The following is a 14261-nucleotide window of genomic DNA, read 5'->3' as shown; positions in this document are numbered from 1 at the left end:
AATGCAACAATCTTTACTTGAACGCCTTTTTTCCATTAAAGAAAAGGGCAGTACGACCAAAACCGAAATTATTGCCGGTATTACCACCTTCTTTACCATGGTGTACATCGTGTTTGTGAACCCATCCGTATTAGGTGATGCGGGAATGGATAAGCAAGTTGTTTTCGTGACTACCTGTTTAATTGCCGCACTCGGCACCATTGCGATGGGATTATTCAGTAATTTACCTATCGCCCTTGCACCTGCCATGGGGCTCAATGCGTTCTTTGCTTATGTAGTTGTTGGCAAGCTTGGTTATTCTTGGGAAGTGGGCATGGGCACCATTTTCTGGGGCTCAATTGGTTTATTTGTTCTCACCTTATTCCAAATCCGTTATTGGTTAATGGCTTCCATTCCGCTTTCACTACGCGTGGGAATTGGTGCGGGTATCGGCTTTTTTATTGCGTTAATTGGCTTTAAAAATATGGGATTGGTTGTAGCGAATCCTGCAACCTTAGTGGCATTAGGCAATTTACATGATCCGAAAATTCTGCTTGGCGTATTAGGTTTCTTTATTATCGTAGTTTTAGCTGCACGTAATATTTTCTCTGGTGTTTTAATTTCTATCGCAGTAGTCACTGGTTTAGCCCTTTTTATTGATGATCAAGTGACTTTCCACGGCATTGTTTCTATGCCTCCAAGCTTAGGTACGGTTGTGGGTAAAGTGGATATTGCAGGTGCTTTAGATACCGCTTTGCTCGGCATCATTTTCTCTTTCCTTTTAGTAAACCTATTTGACTCATCAGGCACGTTATTAGGTGTGACTGATAAAGCAGGTTTCAGCGATGAAAAAGGTCGTTTCCCGAAAATGAAACAAGCCCTTTATGTAGATAGTATGAGTGCGGTAGTGGGTTCTTATATCGGCACATCCGCTATCAGTACCTATATTGAAAGTGGTGCAGGAGTTTCTGTCGGTGGTAGAACTGGCTTAACAGCGGTGACAGTCGGTGTTTTATTCTTACTTACCATTTTCTTCTCGCCACTAGCTAGTGTGGTACCGGCTTATGCAACCGCAGGGGCGTTAGTCTATGTAGGGATTTTAATGGCATCTAGTCTTATTCGTGTACACTGGGATGATTTAACCGAAGCCACGCCTGCTTTTATCACTGCAGCGATGATGCCATTTACTTATTCAATTACTGAAGGTATCGCATTTGGCTTTATTAGTTATTGCGTTATGAAAGTTGGAACAGGTAGAATCAAAGAAGTAAATGCGCCTGTTTGGGTTGTATCTTTATTATTTATCGCTAAATTCATTTGGGTTGGCTAAATAAAGGGGAAGCAATATTTCTTCTCCTATTTTAATCACAGTTTTTACAACAAGGAGTACGTTATGCAAAATATTCTTTTTATCGTCAATGATTCCCCATATAGCGGAGAAAAAACATTCAACGCTGTTCGTTTCGCTATCAATATGAAAGAAGAGTACAGCAAGGATGTGAATATTAAATTATTCTGCTTTTCTGATGCGATTTTATGCGGTATTGCTGGGCAAAATCCAAACGAAGGTTTCAATATCCAACAACTTATCGATATTTTAGCGGCACAAGGTGCTGAAATTAAATTATGCACCAGCTGCGTAAAAGCACGTGGTTTATTAGACGCTAAATTAATTGATGGCGTGACCCTTGGTACCTTAGATGATGTATCCGAGTGGACATTATGGGCGGATAAAGTTTTAACGTTCTAATTTCTGATATAACTGACAAAATAAAAAGGTGCAATCAATAGATTGCACCTTTTTAATTCTATATAGTTGGTTTAAGTTTTCAAACCTCGCCACCAATCCCAACAAACTTCTCAACAAAGGCAACGATCTTTTGGAAAATGCTTTGTTTTTTCGTGAGATATTGCGGATTAAGCGGACTCATTTTCGGTAGGGCATCATTTAAATCCGTACCTTGTTCACTAGCATATCCGCGTTTTAAGGATACGTTAATATAACGCTTCGCGGCATCAATATTCAGCCCTTCACTGCTAATTAATTCGTCAGCTTCTTTCTGTTGCTCTTTTTGGGCAAATTGGAAGAAAGATTCAATAATACCGGCTTTATCAACTATGCTATCTAAGTCCGTTTGATTGATAAAATCTACGATTAAACTTTCTTTGGCTCGATTACCTAGGCTCGCTCGGATTGTGGTTCGAATTTCATCAATCAGCTCAGATTTATTTTTCATTTTCTTGTTGTGTTCAAAAATCAATTCTAAGATGTAATCTAGATTGATTTCTTGGGATTTTAATAAATCCACTTCAAACACCACATCGTCCCAATCAATGGTCGATTTTGCTTTTTCCTCACCATCTTTTTGACGACGGAGCCAATCCCGAATATCGTTGTAAGTTGAACGGTAATTCTGAATGCTACGTTCGCTTGGCATATCAATAGGTTGCATTTCAGCAAAAGCTTCGTCCGTTAAATAATATTTTTCTTTAAAGTCTTCAACGGCTTTTGCATCGCTGGTATCGAGTGATTGAAATACTTGTAAAGCAGCGAACTCATCATAGTTTTGCAGAATGTTTTCAACCCGCAAATATTCACCAAATAATTTCACAAAGTCTTTTTTGTCTTTTTCCGTTTGAATTACATCTGGATCTGGGAAGCGTTCTTGCAATTCAGCAATAACCTCTAAATAACCACGACGGGCAACACCCGCATCGGTGAAGCCTTCCATATATTCTTGGTAACTTTTTTCCAAAACGACATTGCGCGTATTGGATTTACCGAAAAGGGTAATCGCATCAATGGTATCTTGTTCCAAGTCGCGGAAAGTGACGATATTGCCGAAACTTTTGGTGCTGTTGTAAATACGGTTTGTACGAGAATAAGCTTGAATCAAACCATGATAACGCAAGTTTTTATCTACAAATAACGTATTTAAGGTTGGGGCATCAAAACCAGTTAAAAACATTCCAACGACAATCAGTAAATCCACTTCTTTGTTTTTGACGCGTTTGGCGAGATCACGATAGTAGTTTTGGAACGATTTTGCATCCACATCATAATTGGTGGCAAAATAGCCGTTGTAATCATCAATGGCAGATTTTAAAAATTCCTTAGCAGAAGAGTTCATTGCCTCTACTTCAAAACTTTCATCAACAATATCGCCAATCGCATCTTGTTCTTCATTCGAGGCAAACGAAAAGATTGTTGCAATTTTAAGTGGATTTTTGACCGCACTTTGTAACTGTTTAAACGTTTGATAATAAGCTTTAGCAGCATCTACGCTACTTACCGCAAACATCGCATTAAAGCCATTGTTACCCGCATTAAAGCGATGTGTCTTTTGTTTGAAATTATCTAAAACATATTGGGCTATTTGCTCGATGCGTTTAGGCTGTAAAAAGGCTTGTTTCTTCTCAAGTGCGGTCAGTTTTTCAAGATTTTTTTCGGTTTCAATGCTCTTGAATTGTGGTCGTACATCATTGTAATCCACTTTAAATTTCAACACTTTTTCATCACGAATCGCATCGGTGATAATGTAAGAGTGGAGTTCGATGCCAAAAACACTGGCTGTAGTTTCGGCACCTAATGCGTTAGTTGGAAAAATAGGCGTGCCGGTAAAACCAAATTGATAGTATTTTTTAAATTTTCTCGTTAGATTTTTTTGCGCTTCACCAAATTGAGAACGATGGCATTCATCAAAGATAAAAACGACCTGTTTATCGTAAATCGGTAATTTATCTTCCGATTTCATCAGGTTGTTGAGTTTTTGAATGGTGGTAACAATGATTTTATTGTCGTCTTTTTCGATATTGCGTTTTAGCCCAGCCGTACTTTCCGAGCCATTCACGCTATCCGGTGAAAAGCGCTGGTATTCTTTCATAGTTTGATAGTCCAAATCTTTTCTATCTACTACGAAGAATACTTTTTCAATAAAGTCTAATTCTGTTGCAAGACGTGCGGCTTTAAAGCTGGTGAGCGTTTTGCCTGAACCTGTGGTATGCCAAATATAGCCACCACTTTCTTTATTGCTCCAGCTTTTTGCTAAATAAGAACTTTTGATTTTCCATAAAATACGCTCGGTGGCGGCAATTTGATAGGGGCGCATAATTAATAGGGTGTCGGAAACATCAAACACGCAGTAATTCACCAACACATTGAGCAGGGTATGTTTTTGTAGGAATGTCGCCGTAAAATCCTTTAAATCTTTAATCAGAGTATTTTTTGCCGTTGCCCAATTCATTGTGAAGTCGTAGCTGTTCTTATCTCGCTTGGTGGTATTGGCAAAATATCGGGTATCTGTGCCATTAGAAATGACAAAAATCTGAATATATTTAAAGAGAGAATTTTCTTTATTGAAACTTTCTTTGCTGTAGCGGTGAATTTGATTAAAGGCTTCACGAATCGCCACGCCACGTTTTTTTAGTTCGATATGCACAAGCGGTAAACCATTGATCAAAATCGTCACATCATAACGATTATCATAGCTACCGCTTTGCTCAAATTGATTGATGACTTGCAGAGTGTTATTGGTAAGATTTCTCTTATCTAGCAAATAGATATTCTGAATGCGTCCATTATCAAACACAAAATCATAAATATAGTCATCATGAATTTTACGGGTTTTTTCAATCAGACTATCGCTCGATTTATCCAAATATTCCTCTAAAAAACGTCGCCATTCCGCATCAGAGAAAACCACGTTATTTAAGCGTTGTAATTGTGCCCGTAAGTTTTTAATCAACGCATCATGACCATTGATTTCTTGTAAATACTCATAGCCTTGCGCCTGTAAATTACGAATAAACTCACGCTCAAGGCTACCTTCCGTTTGATAACCGGCATTAGGTTCTTCAACAAACTTATTATATTGATCTAAAACGATAAAATTATTAGATTCAGCGATAGTTTTGTATTGGGTCATAAGTAGTTCCTTAATGCTTTTGCTTTTTAGTTTTTGTAGGGTGGGCTTTAGCCCACCGTTTTATTTATGATTGTTAATTGGTGGGCTAAAGCCCACCCTACAGTATTGTTATATATCACCTTTAATTTTCAAATCTGGGTTGCCTCCCCAATCTTCAGGATAAATCTCTGCTTTTACATCACGATGGAAGGAAGAATACGGCCAATCTTTTACTACCTCAACATAGCCGTGTTTCACAGGATTGTAATAAATATAATCTAAATGATTCGCTAAATCTTTATCATCACGAATTAAATGCTCCCAAAATCGGCGTTGCCAAATACCTGATTCTCGATATTTTTGTCTATTTTTATTAAATTGTCGGCATTCTTTTGGAAGTTGTCGTGTAAATTGTGTTTTTAAATATGCGATGCGTATTGCGTAATTATCATCATTTTCAGGTAATTGCATCAGTAAATGAATATGATCGGGCAAAATACAAATTGCTACTGTTTCGAATGGATAATGTTCACAAGTTTGTTTATATGCAGATCTAAATTCATTGATATAGTCAGTTAGATAAGATTTTGTTCTATCTTGTAAAACAATTGTGAAAAAATATAATCCACCTTTAGTAAAATTGCGACGATAATTAGACATATATTATTCCAAATTGTCGTTCGTAGGGTGGGCTTTAGCCCACCATAAAAATATTCTCATTACATTGTAGGGTGGGCTTTAGCCCACCGTTTGTTGTGATTAATTGGTGGGCTGAAGCCCACCCTACGGGTTACGAGAAATTTAATAGCAATTCTCGGTAATATTCATACCGCTTTTGGCTTTGTTCAATCGCTAAAGGCAAGCCTTCGGTGATGGAATTAGTTAAGGTTTCAAATTTATCGAGGATTGAAACGATGCGGTGTTGTTCTTCGAGTGGGGGAACATCAAACTCATATTGCAAAATTGCAGTTTTATCCCCTCGAGGCATTTTTGCACCTTTTGAATATTTAACGTTATATTCAAAGAAATGTTCATTTGCCAATATATGATAAAGATAATGTGAAATAATGTTTTCATCTGTCAATCGTATAACTAACACATCACCATTTGTTCCACCTGTTTTATCTGCTAACCAGATTTTTCTTAAATAGGGACGAATGTTTCCAATTAAAATATCATTAGGAAGATATTCAATAAATGAGCCTTCAGTTGGTACATAATTGGAACTTGTTTTACCCAGTTTATTTTGAAGTAAATTTTCTACCCCTATATAATTTTCTTTATCCAATTTATCAGTCGAGATGCGTGATTTTGCATAAATAGCCACATCAATAAGTTTCTTCTTCCCCCCCCCCGAATTTAATTGTTCTAAACTATCAAAAGATAACAATTTTTCCCGATAGTATTCATATTGTTTCTGGCGTAGTATAAGCTCGCTGGTAAGCTCGCTGGTAAGCTCGCTGGTAAGGGCTGTCAATGCGTCCAAAATTTTTACGATTTCGGTTTGGACCGAGAGTGGGGGGATGGGGACTAAATATTTATCTGTATCAGGTGTTGCAATCTGAGGCATTTGCATCTTTGAACCTAAATTTTGGAAATAGGGTTCCTGATTTTTCAAAACATAATAAATGTATTTAATATTAATATTTTTATCATTTGAATAATAAGACCACATTTCATTTTTATGAGAAAAAGGCTTATCGTAATATTCAAATTCAATAATTCCTCGAGACTTTACAATAATTGAAGGATTTTTATTGATGTCTTTTTCAGGGATATCTTCAAAATTTACTAATGCAAATGTTTTCCCGCCAGCAAAAATTTTTAGTGGTGCATTGTCTTTATGCAATACTTTCATTTCAGCAGCTGTAATTTTTGTGCCTTTAGTTCTGATTAGAATGTCTTTTAGAGGCTTCCACTCAACCTTAGCCCCATCCAATAATTTTTCTAAAAAAGTGCGGTTGTTTTTCATTGTATTTTTGTTGCTTCTCGTAGGGTGGGCTTCAGCCCACCGCAAGTTATCGTAAATTGGTGGGCTGAAGCCCACCCTACGGTTTGCTGTTATTTTTTAATCTTATTGGTGGGCTAAAGCCCACCCTACATTTTATCCCTCAATTTCTGCCACAATCTTGTCAATCTCGGCACGCAAGCAGTCAATATTGGCAACAGTTTCACGAATTTGCGCATTGAGCTCATCGATATCAATGACTTCGCGGGTGTCTTTTTGCTCCACATAAGAACTCACCGCAAGGTTGTAGTCATTTTTAACGATTTCTTCAAAGGAGACTGATTTTGCCAAATGCGGTACATTCTCTTTATCGGCAAACAGTTTGAGCATTTGCTCAATATGTTCTTCTTCTAAAATGTTGTTATTGGTGGCGGATTTAAATAAACCGCTGGCATCGATAAATTGGGTTTGAGTATCGGGTTTATGTTTGGAAAGCACCAAAATATTCACCGCAATACTGGTGCCGAAAAAGAGATTTGGAGCAAGCGCAATCACGGTTTCCACATAGTTATTATCCACCAAATATTGACGAATTTTTTGTTCCGCACCGCCACGGTAAAAAATGCCGGGGAAGGAGACAATCGCCGCACGGCCTTTTGCTGAAAGATAACTTAACGCATGTAAAATAAAGGCAAAGTCCGCTTTGGATTTTGGTGCAAGCACGCCAGCAGGGGCAAAGCGTTCATCGTTAATTAGCGTTGGATCGTCTGAGCCAATCCATTTCACGGAGTAAGGTGGGTTAGAAACAATGGCATCAAAGGGCTTATCCTCGCCAAATTGCGGATGCATTAAAGTGTTGCCAAGGGCGATATCAAACTTGTCGTAGTTGATGTTATGCAAAAACATATTCATACGAGCAAGGTTATAAGTGGTGTGATTGATTTCTTGCCCAAAGAATCCTTCTTCAATGATGTGTTCATCAAATTGTTTTTTCGCTTGCAATAATAAAGAACCTGAACCGGCCGCAGGGTCGTAAATTTTATTGACCTTCTCTTGTCCATATAAAGCCAGTCGAGCAATCAGCTTGGAAACGCATTGTGGCGTAAAGAACTCGCCACCCGATTTACCGGCATTAGCAGCATAGTTGGAAATTAAAAATTCGTAAGCATCACCGAATAAATCAATATGATTATCTTCAAAGTCACCAAAATCTAACTCGGCAACGCCTTTTAATACGGCAGCGAGACGGCTGTTTTTATCGGCAACGGTATTGCCCAAGCGGTTGCTGGTGGTATCAAAATCAGCAAATAAGCCTTTGATATCCTGTTCGGAAGGGTAGCCAGTAGCGGAGTTTTCGATAGCTGTAAAAATGTTTTTTAGGTCTGTATTTAAATTCGGATTAGTGTTGGCTGTTGCCACGACATTTTTAAATAATTGGCTTGGGTAAATAAAATAGCCCTTGGTTTTTATCGCATCTGTTTTAATTTCTGGCGTGATGATGTCATCAGATAAACCGGCATAGTTCACACTTTTATCACCACCTTCAATATAATTAGCAAAGTTTTCGCTAATAAAGCGATAGAAAAGTGAGCCCAAAACGTATTGTTTAAAATCCCAACCATCGACAGAACCGCGTACATCATTAGCAATTTGCCAAATACGGCGTTGAAGTTCGGCGCGTTGTTGAATTGCTGCTGCCATAAAATCCTCAGAATATTTTGTGTCATTATTAATGATATAAATGCTCCAAATTATACAAGAAATAAATAATAACTAAATGAATTTCTATGGAAATTCCTCTACAATAAGAACACACTAATGTTTCCAAAAAAATAAAAAATGAGCCAAAAATCAACCGCACTTAATGCTATTTCGTTGCCCTTAAATCAAGTCAATTTAATTGAAGCCTCTGCAGGTACAGGGAAAACCTATACCATTGGTTCTATCTATCTTCGTTTACTTTTACAGGCTGGTGAGAATTGTTTTCCTCGTCCGTTGAATGTGGAAGAGATTTTGGTGGTAACCTTTACTGAAATGGCGACAGAAGATTTAAAACGCAAAATTCGGGAACGTTTAACGGCGGCAATTTCGGTTTTTTCTGAATATTATGAAAAGCAAGACAAGGCGATTTTTACTGGAGAACATCAATTTTTAGCGGAATTGTTGCCTTATTTAGGGGATATTCCGACTGCACTTCGCCGCTTAAAGCTGGCCGAACAAAATTTAGATTTAGCCTCCATTTATACCATTCACGGTTTTTGTCGCCGAATGCTGATGCAACATGCTTTCAATTCAGGCGTGCATTTCAATTTAAAACTTCTCAAAGATCAGTCTGATTTACTCAAACAATTTGCAAATGAATTTTGGCGGGAGCATTTTTATGATTTGCCTTTCCATTTAGCTGTATTTATCTCAAAAGAATTAAAGTCGCCAGAAGAGGTATTGAATGATTTAGGCTCAAATATTGGGAATGATTTTTCTATACAACTGAATAAACCAGAACTATTAGAACTGTCATTAAAAGAATTTTTGCAAAAAGATATCACTAAAAATGCGGAAATTATTGAAAAGATTAAAGATACTTGGTTAGAAAGTGCGGTTGAAATCCGAAACCTTTTTGATGAAGAAGTCGTGAAAAAAGAGAAATCTTGTTTAAATGGTAAAACATATTCAGGTAAAACGATTTTATCTTTTGTGGATGAAGTCACCTCATGGGCAAAAAATAGAGCAGATATCACCTTAAATGAAACGCTAGTAAAAAAATTTACGCAATCGGCTTTAGATAACGCCGTCAAAGCAGATTTTAAGAAAAAAGGGGTGAGAATAACGCATCCAGCCTTTGAAGAGATTGAAGCTTTAATTGAAGAAATTCAACCAAGTGATTTATTTAAAAAAATCATTCTCTATCACTATCGTCAAGGTATTCAAAAGAAACTTCTTGAATACAAAGCGAATCATCCTGAAAAATCCTTTGATGATTTATTACGCTTATTGAAAGAAGCACTATATGGTGAGGGCGGAGAACAGTTAGCGGAATTAATTCGTTTTCAATATCCCTTTGCCATGATTGACGAATTCCAAGATACGGATGCGTTACAGTATCAAATTTTCTCGAAAATTTATCGCAATGAAACTGCGTCCGGTAATGTTGGCTTTATGATGATCGGGGACCCAAAACAGGCGATTTATCGTTTCCGTGGTGCCGATATTTTCACTTATTTAAAAGCAGCAGACGAAGCGAGCGAGCGTTTTAATTTAGGCACAAACTACCGTTCATCCCAACCTTTAGTGGAAGGGGTAAATCGATTATTTGATTTTAAAAATGACCCCTTTATTTATAAAAATATTGAATTTTTAAATGTCGGTGCAGCCAAGAAAAATCTTGTTTTTCAGCTGAATAATCAACCTGAACCGGCCTTCCGTTTTTACATTAATGATAAAGACAAATCCACCCAGCAAGATTATGCGAAAGCTTGCGCGACATCGATTCAGCAATGGTTAAAAAGTGCGGCTGAAAATCCAGTTGTTTTTCCGAATGAAAGCAAAGCAGAAAATCAAACATTGCGAGCAGAAAATATTGCCGTTTTGGTGCGTGGTTATACTGAAGCCGATCTGGTGAAAAAAGAATTGCAAGCACTCGGTATTGCTTCGGTTTACCTTTCGGATAGAGGAAATGTCTTTGAGAGTAACACCGCAAAAGAACTGGCCTTGATTTTGCAAGCTTGTTTGAGTGTGACGGAACGCCCAATTTTGAATGCCATTGCGACCGCACTTTTCGGCTTAAATGCCGCTGAAATTCACCAAATTCACCAAGATGAAATTCAGTGGCAACGTTGGGCTGAAAAATTCGCAGAGTATCAACAAATTTGGCAACGCCAAGGTATCTTGCCGATGTTGCATCATTTACTTTTAGCAGAAAATATCACAGAAAAACTCTTATCTCGGCCTGATGGTGAACGAAAACTGACGGATTTATTACATTTAGCTGAAATTTTACAGCAAGCAGCCGCATTAAATGAAAGTGAAGCGGCATTATTGCGCTGGTTTGAAAAGCAAATTCAAGATAATGGCCGTCAAGAAGCACAAATTCGTTTAGAAAGCGAACGTCAGTTAGTGAAGATTGTGACTATCCATAAATCCAAAGGATTGGAATATGATTTGGTTTGGTTGCCATTTTTAGGTAATGAAGCAAAAGACCCAACAAAATCAGGTAAGCAGAAGAAACTGTTTAATTTATATTACAACAGTGATGAAGAGAAAACCTTGTGGGATATGCAAGATCAACACTTGGATGATTTAACAGAAGAAGTTTTTGCGGAAGAATTGCGTTTGCTTTATGTAGCATTGACTCGAGCAAAATATCAAATGGCCTTTGTGTTACCGAAAGCCTTTGATAAAAAATGGAATGCTTTATTGTATGTTTTAACGCAAGGTGAAATTGGTCGAAAACTCGATTTGCCAAATAATTGGGATACTCAACCATTATTGGAAAAATTTAAGCAACTTTTACCTAATGATGTAGAGATTGAATCAACCGATGTGTTACAAGCCAGTGAACCACTTACTTTAAATGTTTCTCAAGAAAATTTAAGTGCAGAAATTTTCCAAGGTGAAATTGAACAAGATTGGCGAGTGACGAGCTTTAGTGGCATAGAACAAACCCATCAACGCAAAGCTTATTTGAATGAAAGTGCGGTGAAAAAATCGCTCATTTTTGATGACGCGAAAGATTATGATGCCTCGATTTCAACAGAAAATATCCCTGAAAATCTGACCGCACTTGCTCATGATAACGATGAAATGGTTTTAGATTTCCCACGGGGAACACAAATCGGTACGTTATTGCATCGTTATTTTGAAAAGGTGCCTTTTGCTCAACTAGCTGAGAAAGAAAATATTGAAAAATTATGTCAGGATTTGAATCTTGCAGAAGAGCAATTTGTAGCAGTTCAATACTGGTTTGCACAAATACTCAGCACGCCAATTTTGCCAAACGATGATTTTACCCTTGCACAAATTAACGAAAAACAATGCTTAAAAGAGTTGGCATTTTATCTCAATATCACAAGCCATTTTGATGTCACAGGTTTTAATCGAGCGTTATCAACCTTACATCATTTGCCGTCAGAACCGTTACAGTTTGATGATATTCAAGGCATGGTGCGAGGCACAATGGACTTAGTTTTCTGTCATCAAGATAAATATTATTTGCTTGATTACAAATCGAATTTCTTAGGTGATACATTAAAGGATTACGATCAAGCTGCATTGAAAAAAGCCATGTTAGAGCATCATTATGATTGGCAATACTTGTTGTATGTGGTGGCATTACACCGTTATTTAAAAACACGTTTGCCTCACTACGATTACAACCGAGATTTTGGTGGTGTGGTCTATGCATTTTTACGAGGAATGAATGGTTCGCCGCAATCGGGCATCTTTTTTGATAAACCAGATTGGCAATTAATCCAACAATTAGAGGAATTATTTTAATGTTAAGCCTATTAAAATCCTTGCAAGAACAAGGTGTGATTACTCAAGGCGATTATTATTTTGCTCAATTAATTACTGATAAACAAAAAGATAAAGGCTATGCAGAGACCGTACAAAATTTAGCGATTTTATTAGCCGCACTTTGCAACTGGAGCTATACGCAAGGCAATACTTGTTGTGTGTTAGATCGTTTCTTAGAACGTAATTTATTCGGCTTGGCTTATCGTCATACTGAAACGGATTTTTTGTCACTGATCAATGAAAAGATTGGTTCGCTTCCTGTATCAAAATGGCAATCAGCCTTAGCGGGACATATTGCTTTTACACAAGATCCTGAAAATCAGATTGCGCCTCTCGCATTTCAATTTGGGGCGATTTATTTCTATCGAGCTTGGCAAGATGAATTCCGCGTTGCGCAATATATTAAAAACGCCTTGAAAAATGACCGCACTTTATCGGTAGAGCCGCAACAAATTCGGCCATTATTAGATCGTTATTTCCCTCAACAACAAGCGCAAGTTGATTGGCAAAAAGTAGCTGTCACAACGGCGGTAAAAAGTCCATTTTCTGTGATTACAGGTGGACCGGGAACAGGGAAAACCACGACAGTCACTCGCTTGTTATGTGTATTACAGGAATTATTTGGTGGCAAACTTCACATTAAATTGGTCGCACCAACAGGAAAAGCCGCAGCTCGTTTAACGGAATCTATCGAAAACGCTTTGGCACAAATGCCGATTTCAGATGAGTTACGCGCATCCATTCCTAAAACAGCAGAAACGTTGCATCGTTTACTAGGCGTTCGACCTTTTACCGATAGCGTGAAATATCATGCGCATAATCCACTGCAAATCGATGTGCTAGTAGTGGATGAAACCTCGATGATTGATTTGCCGATGATGGCGAAACTGGTGCAAGCGTTGAAACCCGAAACGCGTTTGATTTTATTGGGTGACCAAGCTCAATTAGCTTCAGTGGAAGCGGGAGCGGTATTAGGGGAAATAGCACAGTTTTTAACGCAAGATTATAGCCCAGCTCAAGCTGATTATATTCATGCAACAACAGGCTATACCGTTCCAACTTCAGATGAACATAGTCCGTTGCGTGATGCCATTTGCCATTTAACCTTTAGTCGCCGTTTCCGAGATGATTCGGGCATTAAACAACTTGCTGAGCAAATTCAACAAGGAAAAGGTGAGGGCAGTGTGGCGACTTTTGCGGAATACCCAGAAGAATTGCATTTCCATCATTTTGATGAAGAACAAGATATTAAAGAATCGGTTCGCCAAGTGGTGAAAAGTGCGGTCGAAAATTACCGTGTTTATTTAACCCAGCTTCAAACTTATTTTGCTCAGAAGAAAGATCTTAATGCAAAATTTATAGATGAAAAGGGCAATGAGAAAACTTATGCAGAAGCGATTTTAGACCGTTTTAATTCGGTGAGATTTTTGACCGCACTTCGTGCTTCGGCATTAGGTGTAGAAGAGTTAAATCGAGAAATTGCTTTGGTATTGCGTGCTGAGAAATTACTTTGGTTCCGTCAAGAGGACGATTGGTATATTGGTAAACCAATTATGATTACGGAAAATGATCATAATGTGAAACTGTATAACGGTGATATTGGCTTGTGTTTAGCTAAAGGCAAAGTGTGGTTCGGCAATCGAGAAGTTTCGACCAGTCGTATTCCCGCTCACGAGCCTGCGTTTATGATGACGATTCATAAATCCCAAGGTTCGGAGTTTGAACATACCGTCATGGTGTTACCAACAGAACCTAATCCAGTGCTTTCACGAGAGCTGGTATTTACCGGTGTTACCCGTGCAAAAAATCAGCTTTCTGTATTTGCCAATGAAAAAATTTGGCAAAGTGCGGTCAGAAATACCGTGAAACGACAAAGTGGATTAGGCAAGTTATTACAGGAAAAAGAGGAGTAAAAA

General features: G+C 37.9%; 8 protein-coding genes. 4 read left to right on the top strand and 4 right to left on the bottom strand.

Translation table 11 applies throughout. The annotated features are described in order from the left end of the window. Position 1 precedes the first annotated feature (1 nt). Both QQS40_RS09065 and QQS40_RS09060 read left to right on the top strand, forming a co-directional pair. Positions 2 to 1309, top strand: coding sequence for an NCS2 family permease (locus QQS40_RS09065; protein ID WP_289901754.1), 1308 nt, complete (start codon positions 2 to 4; stop codon positions 1307 to 1309). Positions 1310 to 1372: 63 nt separating this feature from the next. After that, positions 1373 to 1729 carry a DsrE/DsrF/TusD sulfur relay family protein gene (locus QQS40_RS09060; RefSeq protein ID WP_289901755.1) on the top strand — a complete coding sequence of 119 codons (357 nt, stop codon included), beginning with the start codon at positions 1373 to 1375 and terminating at the stop codon, positions 1727 to 1729. Positions 1730 to 1808: 79 nt separating this feature from the next. On the opposite strand, the gene QQS40_RS09055 is transcribed toward QQS40_RS09060, so the two are convergent. The 4 genes from QQS40_RS09055 to QQS40_RS09040 form a co-directional block, all read right to left on the bottom strand. Beyond that, positions 1809 to 4904 carry a type I restriction endonuclease subunit R gene (locus QQS40_RS09055; RefSeq protein WP_329504914.1) on the bottom strand — a complete coding sequence of 1032 codons (3096 nt, stop codon included), beginning with the start codon at positions 4902 to 4904 and terminating at the stop codon, positions 1809 to 1811. Between the two features lie 108 nt (positions 4905 to 5012). Continuing rightward, positions 5013 to 5543, bottom strand: a complete 531-nt coding sequence (locus tag QQS40_RS09050) for an REP-associated tyrosine transposase (protein WP_071162753.1) — start codon at positions 5541 to 5543, stop codon at positions 5013 to 5015. A gap of 130 nt (positions 5544 to 5673) precedes the next feature. Next, entirely contained in the window at positions 5674 to 6855 is a 1182-nt protein-coding gene (locus tag QQS40_RS09045; protein WP_289901757.1) for a restriction endonuclease subunit S, read from the bottom strand. A gap of 132 nt (positions 6856 to 6987) precedes the next feature. Further along, positions 6988 to 8532 carry a type I restriction-modification system subunit M gene (locus QQS40_RS09040; protein ID WP_289901758.1) on the bottom strand — a complete coding sequence of 515 codons (1545 nt, stop codon included), beginning with the start codon at positions 8530 to 8532 and terminating at the stop codon, positions 6988 to 6990. 138 nt (positions 8533 to 8670) lie between these two features. On the opposite strand from QQS40_RS09040, the gene recB reads away from it, so the two are divergent. Both recB and recD read left to right on the top strand, forming a co-directional pair. Continuing rightward, the gene (gene recB, locus QQS40_RS09035) at positions 8671 to 12324 is read left to right on the top strand and encodes an exodeoxyribonuclease V subunit beta (protein WP_329504909.1); all 3654 of its coding nucleotides are present in this window, start codon (positions 8671 to 8673) and stop codon (positions 12322 to 12324) included. Beyond that, complete coding sequence (gene recD, locus QQS40_RS09030) at positions 12324 to 14258, top strand: exodeoxyribonuclease V subunit alpha (protein ID WP_329504907.1); 1935 nt, start codon at positions 12324 to 12326, stop codon at positions 14256 to 14258. The genes recB and recD overlap by 1 nt, the downstream gene beginning before the upstream one ends. The last annotated feature ends 3 nt before the right edge of the window (positions 14259 to 14261 follow it).

The organism is Haemophilus parainfluenzae (assembly GCF_036288925.1).
Lineage (GTDB): Bacteria > Pseudomonadota > Gammaproteobacteria > Enterobacterales > Pasteurellaceae > Haemophilus_D.
The sequence above is the reverse complement of the archived record's forward strand: the minus strand, read 5'-3'. Positions and strand labels throughout refer to the sequence as shown.